The organism is Tunturibacter psychrotolerans (genome assembly GCF_040359615.1).
GTDB classification, from domain to species: domain Bacteria; phylum Acidobacteriota; class Terriglobia; order Terriglobales; family Acidobacteriaceae; genus Edaphobacter; species Edaphobacter psychrotolerans.
The window spans coordinates 1,089,341-1,105,017 of sequence record NZ_CP132942.1 but is presented as its reverse complement, the minus strand read 5'-3'; the positions used below and the strand labels follow the sequence as shown (position 1 = coordinate 1,105,017).

12 protein-coding genes are annotated in these 15,677 nt (G+C 56.3%); 5 read left to right on the top strand and 7 right to left on the bottom strand.

Annotated features, from left to right (window positions below):
• Genes RBB77_RS04460 through RBB77_RS04450 form a run of 3 tightly spaced genes read right to left on the bottom strand, consistent with a single transcriptional unit; the run spans position 1 to position 7,696 of the window.
• Positions 1-3,132: an efflux RND transporter permease subunit gene (locus RBB77_RS04460; RefSeq protein WP_353064978.1), complete on the bottom strand. Its 3,132-nt coding sequence runs from the start codon at positions 3,130-3,132 to the stop codon at positions 1-3.
• On the bottom strand, positions 3,129-6,452 hold the full coding sequence (locus RBB77_RS04455) for an efflux RND transporter permease subunit (protein WP_353064976.1): 3,324 nt from the start codon (positions 6,450-6,452) through the stop codon (positions 3,129-3,131). The genes RBB77_RS04460 and RBB77_RS04455 overlap by 4 nt, the downstream gene beginning before the upstream one ends.
• Entirely contained in the window at positions 6,449-7,696 is a 1,248-nt protein-coding gene (locus tag RBB77_RS04450; RefSeq protein ID WP_353064974.1) for an efflux RND transporter periplasmic adaptor subunit, read from the bottom strand. The genes RBB77_RS04455 and RBB77_RS04450 overlap by 4 nt, the downstream gene beginning before the upstream one ends.
• Positions 7,697-8,087: 391 nt before the next feature.
• On the opposite strand from RBB77_RS04450, the gene rpmB reads away from it, so the two are divergent.
• On the top strand, positions 8,088-8,276 hold the full coding sequence (gene rpmB, locus RBB77_RS04445; RefSeq protein ID WP_179640086.1) for a 50S ribosomal protein L28: 189 nt from the start codon (positions 8,088-8,090) through the stop codon (positions 8,274-8,276).
• 77 nt (positions 8,277-8,353) lie between these two features.
• Here the strand turns inward: rpmB and msrB are convergent, their stop codons facing one another.
• Both msrB and RBB77_RS04435 read right to left on the bottom strand, forming a co-directional pair.
• A complete protein-coding gene (gene msrB, locus RBB77_RS04440) occupies positions 8,354-8,764 on the bottom strand; it encodes a peptide-methionine (R)-S-oxide reductase MsrB (RefSeq protein WP_353064972.1) in 411 nt (136 codons plus the stop codon).
• A 50-nt stretch (positions 8,765-8,814) separates the two neighbouring features.
• Positions 8,815-9,219: a RidA family protein gene (locus tag RBB77_RS04435; protein WP_353064970.1), complete on the bottom strand. Its 405-nt coding sequence runs from the start codon at positions 9,217-9,219 to the stop codon at positions 8,815-8,817.
• 68 nt (positions 9,220-9,287) lie between these two features.
• On the opposite strand from RBB77_RS04435, the gene RBB77_RS04430 reads away from it, so the two are divergent.
• The 4 genes from RBB77_RS04430 (at position 9,288) to RBB77_RS04415 (ending at position 11,928) form a co-directional block, all read left to right on the top strand.
• On the top strand, positions 9,288-9,767 hold the full coding sequence (locus RBB77_RS04430; RefSeq protein WP_353064969.1) for a hypothetical protein: 480 nt from the start codon (positions 9,288-9,290) through the stop codon (positions 9,765-9,767).
• A 64-nt stretch (positions 9,768-9,831) separates the two neighbouring features.
• The gene (locus RBB77_RS04425; protein WP_353064968.1) at positions 9,832-10,899 is read left to right on the top strand and encodes a 5-methyltetrahydropteroyltriglutamate--homocysteine methyltransferase; all 1,068 of its coding nucleotides are present in this window, start codon (positions 9,832-9,834) and stop codon (positions 10,897-10,899) included.
• A 119-nt stretch (positions 10,900-11,018) separates the two neighbouring features.
• On the top strand, positions 11,019-11,426 hold the full coding sequence (locus RBB77_RS04420; RefSeq protein WP_353064967.1) for a YidB family protein: 408 nt from the start codon (positions 11,019-11,021) through the stop codon (positions 11,424-11,426).
• 109 nt (positions 11,427-11,535) lie between these two features.
• Complete coding sequence (locus RBB77_RS04415) at positions 11,536-11,928, top strand: LysM peptidoglycan-binding domain-containing protein (protein ID WP_353064966.1); 393 nt, start codon at positions 11,536-11,538, stop codon at positions 11,926-11,928.
• A gap of 447 nt (positions 11,929-12,375) precedes the next feature.
• Here the strand turns inward: RBB77_RS04415 and RBB77_RS04410 are convergent, their stop codons facing one another.
• Both RBB77_RS04410 and RBB77_RS04405 read right to left on the bottom strand, forming a co-directional pair.
• The gene (locus RBB77_RS04410) at positions 12,376-14,193 is read right to left on the bottom strand and encodes a bifunctional diguanylate cyclase/phosphodiesterase (protein WP_353064965.1); all 1,818 of its coding nucleotides are present in this window, start codon (positions 14,191-14,193) and stop codon (positions 12,376-12,378) included.
• Between the two features lie 170 nt (positions 14,194-14,363).
• Positions 14,364-15,374: a VWA domain-containing protein gene (locus tag RBB77_RS04405; RefSeq protein WP_353064964.1), complete on the bottom strand. Its 1,011-nt coding sequence runs from the start codon at positions 15,372-15,374 to the stop codon at positions 14,364-14,366.
• Between the last annotated feature and the right edge of the window lie 303 nt (positions 15,375-15,677).

Sequence of the window (15,677 nt, the reverse complement as noted above, 5' to 3'; positions counted from 1 at the left end):
CTACTCCGTCGCTGCGGCAGCCGTGCCGTTTCCAGGATGAAACGTATCGCGCTTCCTTCCGAGTGCACGCAGGCGCAAACGGTCCAGCGTGAGGTAAACAACAGGAGTGGTGTAGAGCGTAAGCAGCTGACTCACGATCAAGCCTCCAACAATTGTGATGCCAAGCGGCCGGCGCAACTCAGACCCTGTCCCCGTACCAAAAGCCAGTGGCAACGCGCCAAAGAGGGCGGCCATCGTAGTCATCAAAATAGGACGAAAGCGCAGCATACAAGCCTCAAAGATCGCATCTTCTGTATTCAGACCGCCGTCCCGCTCGGCCTGCAAAGCAAAATCGATCATCATAATCGCGTTCTTCTTCACGATGCCGATCAACAGCACAATGCCAATAATTGAGATGACGTTCAAATCTACTTTGAAGAGCATCAGTGCAAGCATCGCGCCCACGCTCGCAGAGGGCAGCGTCGAAAGAATCGTCAGCGGATGAACCAGGCTTTCATACAAGACTCCAAGGACGATATAAACCGCGAGCAACGCAGTCAAAACCAAAAGCGGCTCGGTCCCCAGTGACTGCTGATATGCCAGCAGTGTTCCTGCGAAAAAGCCATGCACCGTAGTCGGCGTACCCAGCCTCTGTTGCATCTGTGTGATGGCAAGTGTGGCATCGCTCAGCGAAACACCCGGCGCAAGATTGAACGATACGGTAACCGAGGGAAAAAGTCCTGTGTGATTCAGTGCTAGAGGCGTCGTGTTTGTCTGATTCGTTGCCATCGTGACCAATGGCACATTGCCGCTGGCTGTCGCACTGCTCGTGCCTGATGGATGGAAATAGATGTTTTTCAGGCCTGCGGGCGTCTGCCAGTACTCTGGCGCAACCTCAAGCACAACGTAGTACTGATTCAACTGCGTATAGATAATCGAAACTTCCGATTGTCCAAACGCACTGTACAACCCTTGATCGAGTGACTGCGCCGTCTGGCCCAACTTCGCCGCGGTCACACGGTCATAGTTCAGCATCTCGTCAAGTCCGCCATTTTGTTGGTCCGTATTCACATCCTGCAATCCGGGCAGCTTCTTCATCTCACCCAGAAGCCTCGGTCCCCACGTCTTCAGGTCGGCCAGATTGTCTGCCTGAATCGTGTACTGATACAGCGCGTTACTGGATCTGCCTCCAATGCGAAGATCCTGCGACGCCTGAAGAAAAGCGGAAGCCACCGGAAGCCTGTTCAACTTTGGCCGCAGCCGATTGATAATATCCGGCGCACCGATCTTCCGCACATTCAGCGGCTTCAACGCGACGAAGATATTACCCGAGTTGCTGGTGCCCTGCCCCCCGGTAAACGCAATCACGTTTTGCACGGCAGTATCTTCTTTTATGACCTTTCCGATCTGAATAATCGAATCATTCATTGCAGGAAACGACGAGTCCTGCGGACCCTGAACTCCGCCTGCGAGCGAACCCGTATCCTGCTGCGGAAAAAATCCCTTGGGAATTTTGATCACCAGCACAACGTTCAACGCAATCGTTAGGAACAGCACAGTCAGCGTAAGTCCAGGATTTTCTAGCACCCAGTGAAGACTCCGCCGATAGACCGATAGAATCCAGTCGAAGAATCTCTCCGTCGCCATATAAATGCGTCCATGCTTCTGCGAGTGCTCATCTCGCAGCAAGTACGCGCACATCATTGGCGTCGTCGTAAGTGAGATCACCATCGATACAAGAATCGCCGTCGACAACGTCACCGCGAACTCACGAAACAACCGCCCAACGATCCCGCCCATCAAAAGGAGAGGAATAAATACGGCGATCAGCGAGATGCTGATCGACACCACCGTAAAACCGATCTCTTTCGCACCTCTCAACGCAGCGGCAAACGGCGACATTCCATCTTCAAGATGCCGAGTGATGTTTTCCATCACTACAATCGCGTCATCGACCACAAAGCCCGTCGAGATCGTGAGCGCCATCAACGACAGATTATCGATGCTGTACCCAAAGAGATACATCACTGCAAACGTCCCAATCAATGACACCGGAACAGCCACTGCAGGAATCAGAGTCGCTCTTCCATTGCGCAGGAAGATAAACACCACCGCGATCACGAGCGCGATGGATAGCATCAGCGTCCGCTCCACGTCGCTCACCGACGCGCGAATCGTCGTCGTCCGATCCAGCACAATCGTCGTATCGATCCCCGACGGAATCGAGGCAACCACCGCGGGGAGCTCAGAACGAATCCGATCCACCGTATCGATAATGTTCGCGCCGGGCTGCCGGAAGATAATCAACACCACGGCCCTCTTGCCGTTCAGATATCCCGCCGTTCGAATATTCTGCACGGAGTCAACCACATCCGCCACATCCGACAACCGCACCGCCGAGCCATTGTTGTAACCAATGACGATCGGCTTATAGTCCTCCGCATGCGAGATCTGATCGTTGGCGATGATATCCGCCGAAACGTCCCCGTTCGTGATCTGTCCCTTCGCCAGGTTCGAGTTCTGCAGACTCACCACTGCCTGCACGTCCGACATTGCCATCCCAAAGCTCGCAAGCTTCGTCGGATTCACTTCGATGCGAACGGAAGGCAACGCACCGCCGCCCGGACTGACCTGCCCCACTCCCTGAATCTGCGATAGCTTCTGCTGAATCACCGTCGAAGCTTCGTCATACAACTTGTCCGGCCCATACTTATCCGAAGTCAAACCGAGAATCATAATCGGCGCATCAGCCGGATTCACCTTGCGATAGGTGGGATTCGCCGGAAGATTGGCAGGCAGATAAGTCCGCGCAGCATTGATTGCCGCCTCGACGTCACGCGCGGCTCCATCAATATTCCGGCTCAGGTCAAACTGGATCGTAATCGACGTCGTACCCAGACTGCTCGCTGACGTCATCTCCGTCACCCCAGCGATATGCCCAAACTGCCGCTCCAACGGAGTCGCCACTGACGACGCCATAATCTCGGCGCTCCCTCCCGGCAAACTCGCAGCCACAGAGATCGTCGGAAAATCCACCTGCGGCAGCGGAGACACCGGGAGAACATTGAACGCAATAGCTCCCGCAATCGCGATCGCCACCGTCAGCAGCGTAGTCGCCACAGGCCGATGAATAAAGGGTGCAGATATGTTCATGACTGCTCCGCTGCCTCTAACTCACCGCCGCTGCCTGCCTTCTTCGACTTTCGTGAAAATCGGTGCGAGAGATTATCGAAGAAGATGTAGATGACCGGCGTCGTATACAGCGTCAGCACCTGGCTCACAAGCAGTCCACCCACCATCGCGATCCCAAGCGGCCTGCGCAACTCCGAACCAATACCGTGGCCAAACGCAAGCGGCAGCCCACCAAGCAGCGCCGCCATCGTCGTCATCATAATCGGCCGGAACCGAAGCAAGCACGCTTCATAAATCGCATCGGTGGAGCTAAGCCCTCGATTCCTCTCCGCATCCAGCGCGAAGTCGACCATCATAATGCCGTTCTTCTTAACGATACCGATCAGCAGAACCAGACCGATGATCGCAACCACGCTCAAATCCTGATGGAAGAGAATCAACGAGAGAAACGCCCCGACACCTGCTGAAGGCAGCGTGGAAAGAATCGTCACCGGATGAATGAAGCTTTCGTACAGAACACCGAGAACGATGTACACCGTAACCAACGCAGCCAGAATCAGCAGCGGCATACCCGAGAGCGAATTTCGAAACGATGCCGCGGTCCCTTGAAAATCCGCCTGCAAACTTGCAGGCATATGCATATCCTTCTGCACCTTCGTAATCTCACTAATCGCCCCTCCAAGCGCAGCATTCGGAGCAAGATTGAACGACACCGTGATAGCTGGGAATTGTCCCTGATGGGCAATCGACAACGCCTCCGTCGTTGTTTCGAAGTGTGAGAACGCGCTGAACGGCACAGCATTGTTGAAGGTCGAGCTCGTCGTGCCAGCCGAAGTCGCTCCCTTGCTAGAGTTCGAATTCACAGTGCTCGGTGTCAGTGCATTGATCGGAGGATTCAACGTATTCGCCGACGCCGTGAACAAAACGGAACTAGTCAGAGCATTCGACCCTGCCGACGTCGAACCATTCCCCGACGACGTAGTCGCCGCAGCGCCCGTCGTCCCTGAAGCTGACCCAGAACGAATATAGAGATGGTTCAGCTTGTTCGGATCGATCTGGAACTGCGGCTCTGCTTCAAGAATCACGTGGTATTGATTCAACTGCGTGTACATCGTATTGATCTGACGCTGGCCAAAGGCGTCATAAAGCGTATTGTCGATCGTCGTCGGAGCCACGCCCAATCGCGAAGCAGTTGCACGGTCGATCACCAGCGACACCGCCAGTCCACCCAGTTGTTGGTCCGTGGCAACGTCTTCCAGCTCAGGCAGCTGCTTCAGACGAGTTACAAACCGGCTCGTCCAATCGTTCAACTCGTTCTGATCCGGATCCTCCAGCGTGTACTGATACTGAGTGCGGCTCACCCGGTCGTCGACCGTAATGTTCTGCACCGGTTGCATGAAGATCTGTATATCCTGCGTATCTTTCAGCTTCGACTGAAGCCGCCGAATCACATCCGCAGCGCTCAGATCGCGATCTTCCAAGGGCTTTAGATTGATCGACATTCTGCCGCTATTTGTCGTCACATTCGTTCCATCCGCGCCAATGAACGAAGAGAGGCTTTCAACGGCAGGATCTTCGAGAATTACCTTCGCGACCTCTTGCTGCTTGATCGCCATTGCTTTTGAGCCAATCGTCTGCGGAGCCTGCGTAATTCCCTGGATCACGCCCGTATCCTGCACCGGAAAAAACCCTTTGGGAATGATGATGTAGAGAAAAATCGTCAGCATCAGAGTCGCAAGAGCGACCAGCAGTGTAATCGTCTGGTAACGAAGCACCACCTTCAGCGTGCGTCCGTAAAACGCGATCATCCGCTCAAAAACATGTTCTGAAGCACGATAAAATCGGCCCTGCTCCGCTTCCGGATTGTGTTTCAAGATGCGCGAAGCCATCATCGGTGTCAGTGTCAGCGAAACCACCGCAGACACAACGATCGTCACCGCCAAGGTCACTGCAAATTCACGAAAGAGACGACCGACGACATCACCCATGAACAACAGCGGTATCAGCACTGCAATCAGAGAAACGGTGAGTGACAGAATGGTGAACCCAATCTGCTCGGCGCCCTTTAGAGCCGCCTCCATCGGCGTTTCGCCCTCTTCGAGATACCGCGAGATGTTCTCCACCATCACGATCGCGTCATCTACGACGAATCCCGTCGAGATCGTCAACGCCATCAGCGACAGGTTATCCAGGCTGTAACCAAGCGCGTACATCGCTGCAAAAGTTCCAACCAGCGACAGCGGCACGGCAACGCTTGGAATGATCGTCGCATAGAGACTTCGCAGGAACAGGAAGATGACCAGCACAACCAGCCCAATGGTCAGCATCAGTTCGAACTCGACGTCGCTCACCGACGCCTGAATCGGCGTCGTAAGGTCGGTAAGAGTCGTAACTTCGATCCCTCGCGGAAGATTCGCTTCAAGCTGCGGAAGCAGCTTCTTGATGCTCTTCACCACGCTGATCGTGTTTCCGCCCGGCTGACGCTGCACATTCAAAATTACCGCGGGAGTCTGGTTCATCCATGCAGCCTGGGTCGAGTTCTCCACCCCGTCAACAATGTGAGCAACATCGGTCAACATCACCGGCGCCCCATTGCGATAGGCAACGACAACGCTCCTGTAGTCCTGGCTCGTCACTAGCTGATCGTTCGCATCGATCTGGTAGTCCTGCCGAGGCCCGTCGAAGTTTCCCTTCGCAGCATTCACGCTGCTCTGTGTCACAGCCGTACGCAGATCCTCAAGATTGATGCCATACGAAGAAAGCGCAGTCGGATTAGCCTGAATCCGCACTGCAGGCTTCTGTCCGCCGCTGATGCTCACCAGTCCGACGCCGCTCAACTGCGAGATCTTCGGCGCCAACCGCGTATCCACCAAGTCCTCAACCTGAGACAACGGCATCGTCTTCGACGTAATAGCCAGTGTCAGCACCGGAGCATCTGCCGGATTCGTCTTGCTATAGATCGGCGGCGCCGGCAGGTTAGCTGGCAAAAAACTCTGCGCCGCATTGATCGCAGACTGAACCTCTTCTTCAGCAATATCGATGTTCAGGCTGAGATTGAACTGCAACACCACCACTGAGGTCCCACCCGAGCTGCTCGAGGTCATCTGACTCAGCCCCTGCAGCTGGCCAAACTGGCGCTCCAGCGGAGCCGTCACCGTCGTCGCCATCACCTGCGGACTCGCACCCGGATAAAACGTCAGCACCTGGATCGTCGGATAGTCGACCTCAGGCAACGCCGACACCGGCAGCTGTGTGTAACTCACGATACCGACTAGCAAGATCGCGGCCATCAGTAACGAGGTCGCGACAGGTCGCAGAATAAACGGACGGGATGGACTCAAGGAGCGCTACTCCCGGCCGTTGCCGCGGGAATCGGCTTAGTCGACACAATAACCTTCGCATTGTCCTGCAACTTATCGAAGCTGCTATTGGCAACCACATCCCCTGGATTGATCCCCGTTACCTGTGTCGTCTGCCCTTCCATTACCCCCGGCTTCACCGAGCGCATGTGGGCCGTATCGTTCGTGAGCACATAAACAAACGACGCCGCACCATTGTGCTGAATCGCAGACGTGGGAATCAGCGTCGCTCCTTGCAGCGTATTCACCAGCAGTCTCGCGTTCACAAACTCATTCGGAAACAGCGACGCGTCCTTGTTATCAAACGTCGCTCGAGCTTTGACCGTTCCGGTCGTTGTGTCGATCTGGTTGTCCAGCGTCAACAGCGTCCCTGTCGCAATCTGTTTCAGCGCCGCCCGATCATATGCATCCACAGCCAACTTTGCCTGTTGACGAAGCCGCGGCTGAATCTGCCCCAGATAGTCCTCAGCCACGGTGAAAATCACTGTGATCGGTTGGATCTGCGTAATCACCGCGAGCGTCGTCGTTCCGGAATTCTGCACCACGTTCCCTGGATCGACCAGCCGCAGTCCGACCCTTCCCGCGATCGGCGCCCGGATATGGCAGTAATCCACCTGTATCTGGTCGAACTTCACAGTTCCTTGGTCGTTCTTCACCGTGCCCGCGTCCTGCAACACCAGCTTCTCCTGGTCATCCAGCGTCTGCTTCGGAATCGCGTTCCTCGCCCAGGCCTCGCGATATCGGTCGCGATCCATCGTCGCCTGCGCCAGCACTGCCTGATCCCGCTCGAGCACACCTTGAGCCTGCAACAGTGTGGCTTCAAACGGCCGCGGATCAATTTCAATCAGCGGGTCGCCTTTCCGAACGATCTGCCCCTCTTTGAACCGCACCGCAATCACCGGCCCGGTCACCTGGCTCGTAATCGAAGCCGTGTAAACCGGCGTGACTGTTCCAATCGAATCCAGGTAAACGCCAATATTTCCCTTTTGCGCCGTAGCCGTCGTCAGCGTTACCGGTCCACCACCAGGACCCCGTCGAGGCGCTGCACTCTTGGTCGTATCATCGTGGTGCCGCAACACCAGATAGAAACCAAGAGCAAAGACAAGCAGTAAAACGACCCACACAACAGCCCGAACCAGCTTGCTGCGGGACGATGGTGGAGGCGGGGCCGGGAGCTGATGATCAGGCCCGATGACTGAGTGTTGTTGCTTTGATTCGTCTGACAATACGTCTCCTCGTCACATCAGAGATCTTCTGGACAGGTGTGCGAAACAGGTCCGTCTCCTATCGACGGATGAGCCGGTACTTAAAGACTCAACTTAGCCTCGGAAGCGTCAAACTTTTGTGGTGTGTATAGGCCCAATAAGCGGTGACCCCTCAATAAGATGCCTATCCTCTGACACGCGATGCCCTCCTCTACCCTCCTCGATCGGCCATTCATTGAGCCCACCGCCTCCCACGTGGTATCATTACGAATCGGCAGACTACCCTTCACCTGGGTAGCGGTCAGGAGCCAACGCTCCTCGTACCACCATTCCCCGGCACTGTTTTGAGGCTTCTTTCACTCAGGCGCACGCCCAGGGAATCTTCTGCGACTCAGGATTGGAGCACTTCGTCATGGCACAAAAATGTGATCTTTGCGGCAAAGGTCCGCAGTTCGGCAATAACATCTCTCACGCCCACAACACCACCCGTCGTCGTTGGAACGTGAACCTCCAGCCCGTCAAAGCCCAGGTCAACGGCGCCAGCAAGCGCATGCGCGTCTGCACCAGCTGCATCAAGACCGGCAAAGTCGTCAAAGGCTAACAGCCTCCAACCTCCAGAAACAGAACGCCCCAGCCGCGTTGTAGCCGGCTGGGGCTTTTCCTGTTTTTCTACGCGACTTACTTCTTCTCAAATCCCAGCGAAGCGCTGTTGATGCAATACCGCAACCCTGTAGGTGTTGGTCCATCCGGGAAAACATGCCCAAGGTGAGCTCCGCAGGTCGCGCACTGCACCTCGACCCGCCTCATTCCCAGAGAATTATCTTCAATTGAAACAATTGCATCGGGCGAAACGGGATTCCAGAAACTGGGCCATCCGCTCCCGGACTCGAACTTCTTATCCGAGGTAAACAGTGGCGCATTACACGCCCCGCAGTGATAAATCCCGTCCTCGTGGTTATTCACCAGCGCCCCGGTAAAAGGCCGCTCCGTTCCACCCTCACGCATCACATGAAACTGCTCCGGAGTCAGCAGCTCGCGCCACTCTGCCTCCGTCTTATGAACCTTCTGTACCTTTGTCGCTTCGGCCATCACTCAAACCTCCTGATCTGTTGATTAGATCCCCAGCCGCCCTGTAAGTTTCATGCTCCACCCTTGGCGATCACTTCGATCTCCACCAGGGCATCCTTCGGCAACCCGGCCGCTGCCACCGTCGACCGTGCCGGCGCGACCACCCCCTCCGGCGCCAGATACTTCGCATAAATCTCGTTCATCACCGCGAAGTCGCCCATCGACTTCAGAAACACGGTCGTCTTCACCACGTGGCTCAAATCCAGTCCAGCCTGCGCCAACACTGCCTTCACGTTCTCCAGCACCCGAACCGTCTGTTCCGTAATCCCACCGGCGACCATCTGCCCGGTGGCCGGATCAAGCCCAACCTGCCCAGACGCAAACAACATATCGCCCACCCGCACCGCCTGAGAATAAGGCCCAATCGCGGCGGGAGCCTCTTTAGTAGAAATTGCAGTCTTCTTCTGATCGCTCATGCCGCTAAGTCTATCCCGTTCCTTGGCTCGTTGAAAAACATCCGTGCGCATTGTGTAGGATGTCTGCCATGCGCCTTCTTCTACGCTCTTCCGCCATCGCCGTGGCTCTTGCTCTCGCGCTCGCGACTCTCTCTGCCCCGGCCCACGCTGCCGACAAACTAAACGGCTTTTACGTCGGCAGCGGTGGCCTCTCACAGGAGGTCCATCGCGTCCTCCTCATCGAATTCGCCGCCGACGGCACCGCCATCCTCCAGCAGAAGTGGCACGACAAGGACCCGCAGACCTGGCACGCCCACTGGAAGCGCGACAAAAAGACGGTCACCCTCACCTACGACGACAAGCCCACCCCCGAACCTCTGGTCTTCACCTTCAAACACGGCGCGCTCACCGCAACCTCGTGGGACACCCCCACCCTTGGTGTGCTCGGACCGCCCAAGCTAACCACCTTCGGCGGCAAAACCCCGCAAGTCACCAGCGTCGCCAGCTGTCAGGCGCTCAACACAACCGACCCCACAAAGAACTGCATCACCTGGGACTCCCGCCGCTAGAAAACATCGAGATCAATCTATTGATGGATATTCGACCGAACTTCAAAACGATATGCTCCCCCGTATGGCGATCCCCACTGAACCCATCGGCAGCATCCCCCGTCCAGCTGCACTCATCGAAACCATCATCGCCTTCCACACCAAGAAAACAACGAGCGAGGCGCTCGAAGCCGCCAACGCCGAGGCACTGCGCGATACGATCCAGCGATTTGAGCAGACCGGATCCCCCATCATCACGGACGGCGAGCAGACCAAACCCAGTTTCGCGACGTATCCTCTCTCCGGACTCACCAATCTCGCCCCAGACGGAGTAACCATCCCCTTCGCCGACGGGCACGTCCGCCAGCTTCCTCGCCTCACATCAGGTCCCTTCCGCTACGGCGTCCACGCTGCTGGCTACCTCAACGCGGCTCGTCATTACACCCGCTCGCCCATCAAACAAGCCGTCATCTCGGCCTCAGCCCTGAGCCTGCTCTACCCCTCAACAGGCATCCCTGGCTATCCTCGTGAAGAGTTTCTGGCTGACCTCATCGATGAAGCTGCAGCCGACATCCGCGGCGCCCTTCAGGCCGGCGCAGACTCCGTCCAGATCGACTTCACCGAAGCCAGGCTCTCCCTGAAACTCGATCCGTCAGCCGGCTTACTGCGCAGCTTCATCGCCATCAACAATCAGGTCCTCGAACGATTTACTTCGGAAGAGCGACGTCGCATCGGCGTTCACGTCTGCCCCGGAGGCGATCAAGACTCCACCCACAGCGCCGACGTCGACTATTCGAAGCTGTTGCCTGACCTCTTCCAGTTGAACGTCGGGCGCTTCTACCTCCAGATGGCCAGCGAACCCGACAGAAAACGAATCCTCCAACAGGTAAAACAGCTCCTTCAACCAAATCAAACCATCTTCATCGGCGTCATCGATCCTATCGATCCGAAGGTTGAAACTCCGGCTCAAGTGCGTGACCGCGTCCTCGAAGCCGCTTCCATCCTCCCCATTGCGCAGCTCGGAACCACAGATGACTGCGGTTTCGCTCCCTTCGCCGACGACACCTCAACGGCTCGAGACATAGCCTTCAGCAAAATCCAGGCCCGCGTCGAGGGCACCTCACTTGCCGCTCGCGAGCTCGGCATCTCGTAGTCTCATCGACAACAAGCAAGCTGCATTACTTTTCAATCACATAAGAAATTGATAAATATTTCCCCCTCGGCGTCGCACTCAATAGAAATCAGTCATATATTGGGTGCGAGGTGAACAACATGGGAATTATGGACATGATTCAGTCACTCGCCGGTCAGACTGGCGCTGCTGCTGGTACCGACCAGGCAAAGGTTGCGGGCGGCTTCATTGAAGCTCTCACCCAGCATCCTGAAGGCATTCAGGGCGTTCTCGACGCCTTCAAGAACAACGGAATGGCCGAGCACGTCGGCAACTGGGCTGCCGGCCAAGGCACCACAGCCACTCCCGAACAGGTCCAGCAGGGCCTCGGCGGAACGGGCCTCATCGAAAAAACAGCAGAAAAGGCTGGCGTCTCTCCTCAGGTCGTTCAGGTAGCTCTCGCCACCGTCCTGCCGATGGTCATCCAGCACTTCGCCCCCAATGGGCAAGCCACGCCGACCAGCTCCATGGGCAGCATGGCGCAGAGCCTTCTCAGCAAATTCGTCTGACCCGTCGTCAATCGCGGGCATGATCTCCAAAGAGCGCACGGGCCCCCGCGTTCTCCCTTTAAATTGCATCACACAACAGTCAGTCAAACTGACAAAGGAGAGCTACGCCATGGCAGATCTCGAAGCCCTGAAACAGAAGTACGCCGGTGTCATTGATGCCCTGCAGAAGTTCGCCCCCTACGGCGCCACCCTCGATGCAGTCGATCTCGACGGAGAACAACTCCACATCAAAGGCTCCGTTCCCTCCCGCGTCATCCTTGAGCGCGTCTGGGACAATATCAAAAAGGCTGACCCCACCTACTCCGACCTCCACCACGAGATCGCCAACACGGGCGGCGACACCCAGGCCTACACCGTCAAATCCGGCGACACCCTCTCAGCCATCAGCCTGCTCTTCTATGCCAACGCCAACAAGTACCCCGAGATCGCCAAAGCCAACAACATCGCCGACCCCAACAAAGTCTCAGTCGGCACCACCCTCCAGCTTCCCGTCATCACCTAGCGAACTTATCAAACACGCGACAAAAGCATGGCAAACGCGATTGTCTTTCTAGAGGAAAAGAAGACATTCGTGATCGGGCGCAAAACCTGTCAAGGCCCTGCACAAGGAAAACCCGCGCAAATCCTGCAGATTCGAGTGGCGTATCAGTTATGCCCCGCGCACTATAATGGAAAGAACGAGCAAATGGAGCCCCGGAGAATCTCCGGGGCTCTCCTGTTTAAATTTGAAGTCGCGATTCAGAAGGGGGAAGAGTACGTAAACAAAAACCGGTTTTATCCACGGAGGAGTGTGCTTCCGTCGCCACAATAGCCAATAACTCTTTTATTTGTAATATTTTGCAGGTAAACCTCATGAAATCAATATTTTACAGGCACCATGTGTCGCCAAAGTATTGATTACAAATAGCTTACGCGCAAAATACCCTAAGGGGAGGGGGGGAGGGGTCAATTAGCCAACGATCGTCGAAGCCGAAGCCACCTCAACCCGGTTCCTTCCGGCTGACTTCGCGAGGTAGAGCGCCTGATCCGCCGCCTCCACTAGCACGGTCGAAACGGCGTCATGTCCGAGAGCACGGGTAGCACACCCGATGCTCACCGTTACCATTCCGTGCGAATTGTCCGAATGTGGCAGGCCGAGCATTTCCACAGCCGCCCGAATCTGCTCGGCGACCAACTGAGCGCCATTGCTGTCCGTATTCGGCAGCACCACCACAAACTCTTCGCCCCCATATCGGGCGAACAGGTCCGAAGACCGGTGAATCACCCCTTGCGCCGCCTCTGCAATCTGGCGCAAACAGCTATCCCCCAGCACGTGACCGTAGAGATCGTTGTAAGGCTTGAAGAGATCGACATCGATCATCAAAACCGAGAGCAGCGATCCATCACGCATCGCCCTGCGCCACTCCTCGTCCATCTTCTCCTCAAACCGCCGACGGTTGGCGATCCCGGTCAAACCATCCACCACCGCCAGATTCTCCACCAGCCGGAAAGTACGGTTCAGCTCCTCTTCCGCAGCCTTCCGCCCAGAAACATCCCGCACGACGTTGACGAAACCGATAGGCTCCCCACTCCTCTCGTCATGGTAAAGCCGCAGATTCGCCTCCATCCAAACGTAGCCGCCATCCTTCCTGACGCACCGATAGGTCAACGTCTCAACCGGCTTCCCCTCACGACAGGCCCTCATCAAAGCCTCGACCGCCCCGACGTCATCGGGATGGACGATCTGCCGACGGGTGGGGCCCACCAGTTCCTGAGGCTCCCAACCCAACACCGTGGTCACGGCCGGTGAAACATATCGACGCTCGCCGGAAAGATCTGCCAGAACGATGACATCGTTCGACGCCTCGGCCAGAAGACGAAACAGCGTCTCGCTGGCCTTTAAATTGATCTGCAGCCGCTCACGCTCAGTAATCACAACATCGCCGACATAGAGCACCAGCATCGAGAACGCAACGAAGACCTGCAGAAGAAGATCGTGAGTCGCGGTGGAACCCGAGCGCATCAGCGACACCGGGCCGCGTCCTCGAATCGTCAGATAGCCGCCGATAATGGACACAATCAACAGCCCAAGCGCAGATCCCGCCAATCGTAGACGAATACCAAGCAGCAGCAGCACCGGAAGAAGAAGGAACAAGAGAGGAAACCGTGTCTGCCAGAAGATTCCAACGGTGACAACGACCAGCATCGCCAAAAGTCCGACTACCTCAAGCCGAGACCGGCCTGGAAACTGCTCCCGCTTCTGGAACGACAGGTAAAGCGGCGTCATTACCGCCATACCAAGTGCATCGGCCACAAACCAGTGTCTCGCTGCAGCAAATCTCGGCACCAGATCGAGGTTGGACGTGCTCAGCTGAGCCAGTACCGACGCGATCGCCGGCGCGAGTACGACACCGTAAAGTAGCAGGCTCATCAGCTGCTTGCGCTCGGTCAGATCCGGATTCGGCGAGACCGTCCGATACATCAACGCAGCTGCAATGCCGACCTCCAGCATGTTGCAGCCGGCAAGATAACCAGAGATCCCGGGTGCAAACCCCATCGCCACATTGATCCCGAGATCGACGGCAAAACCCACCGCGAAGTAGGCCGGCCAATGTCTTCGCCGGCAGCACAACAATATCCCCAGAAGAAGACCGTTCGAGGGCCACAGGATCGTAACGCCGCCGTTATCCCAGCTACGCACGTTCAGTAAGAACGCAGCAAATCCCAGACACACCAGCGCAAGCGCGGCTATCGCAAGACGCCGAAGGGACGGTAAGCGGTCATCCACGGTCTCATCCAGAGAACCAGTAACCATAGCCAGCCTGGAGTCACTTCATCGGCAAACACGACGATCTGCTTTATCGCCTAGCCTCTGACTCCTGAAATCCTCCCTTCCTGAAAGCGGCACCGACCAACGAATATATCTCAGCCCCCCTTGTCCCAGCCACGGGTCGAGTTTCAGTTGACGTTTGCCGCACTGGAATCTAACTCGCCGGCGAAATAACTTTCGCGAAAGCGAACCCGCGCATCAGGATAATCCGGAATATGGACGCGTATCCTGTGCATCCCTGACGCAGGCTCCCCGTTCGCCTCTGCGTGGGGCTGAAAGCTCAGCAGATAGTAGTTATGCACATGATTGGAGAGCTGGTGGAGACCTTCGTCGAAGCCTTTTTGCGTGGTGAAGTTGATGTATTCGCCACCGGATAGCGCAGCCAGCTCATGCGCCGCGTTCTTCTTCAGCGCGTTTACTGCCATCACCAAGAGCCCAATCGGTCCGCTTCCGCCGCCGTACTTCAGATCGCTCATCACCTCCGTCTTTCCGGGGCCAAATGCGACGGAGTCGACCACAGTGTTTGTTCGCCCCAGCGCTGCAACAACCTCTGCCGGTTTGGCTGTGCTGCCGTGGTCGCGGGTCTCGCTGATCAGCAGGATCGCGTGACGAAAGTGGTTCTGGCGTGCTTCGAGCAGCCTGGTCGCATACGCAACGGCATCGAGCGTTGAGGCTTCGGGGTCGTCGCAGGGCTCGAGCTGCGCGAGCGCACGTGCCATGGCGTCGACGCTGTTGGAGAACTTGCCCAGCAGAAGAGGCGCGGAGCCGTAGGTGACAATGGCAACCTCACGTGGAGCGTCCCCTGCAATGCCGTCGATCATGGCCCCGAGGCCACCCAGCTTGGGATATTCGTAGCCTGCGGCACGACTGCATTGAACGACCACCACAAGAGAAAGGCCAAGGGAGTCGGTGTCTTCGTCGACGTGGACGGTCTGCGGAACGCCGTTGTCTTCTACGACGAACTGCTCTGGTTTGAGCTCGTAGATCATGTCGCCGTGTTTGGTCTGGACGGTGGTGGGAACGAGTACGACGTTTGACTGGGTTTTAAGCGTGTAGCTTTGATCGTCCGTCGCTGAAGGGGTCTGGGCCAGTACTGGGAGAGTGGCGCAGAACAGAAGGACGGGGAGTAGGGTCCGCATGCTTCAAGTCTAACCGGATGGAATTTGAGGCTTGTTTGGAGAAAAAAATATCCGTGGTGGAGTTGTGGTTTTGTAAGGGGATTTTTGAATTTTGGGGTGTTTTGTGATGGTGAAATTGTGGTGACAACATGGTGAATTGTGTGGCTGGCGTGGTGTTTTAACCGTCACTTTTTGAACGTTGAAAAATGTGTCATGTTTCTTAACTTTATTTCACTTCCCGATGGGAAGAGGGCAAGCTTTCCCATTTTGTTGGCGAGACGGACACAATATCGCCTTGTGCGCGACTTACTTCGCGTTCACTCA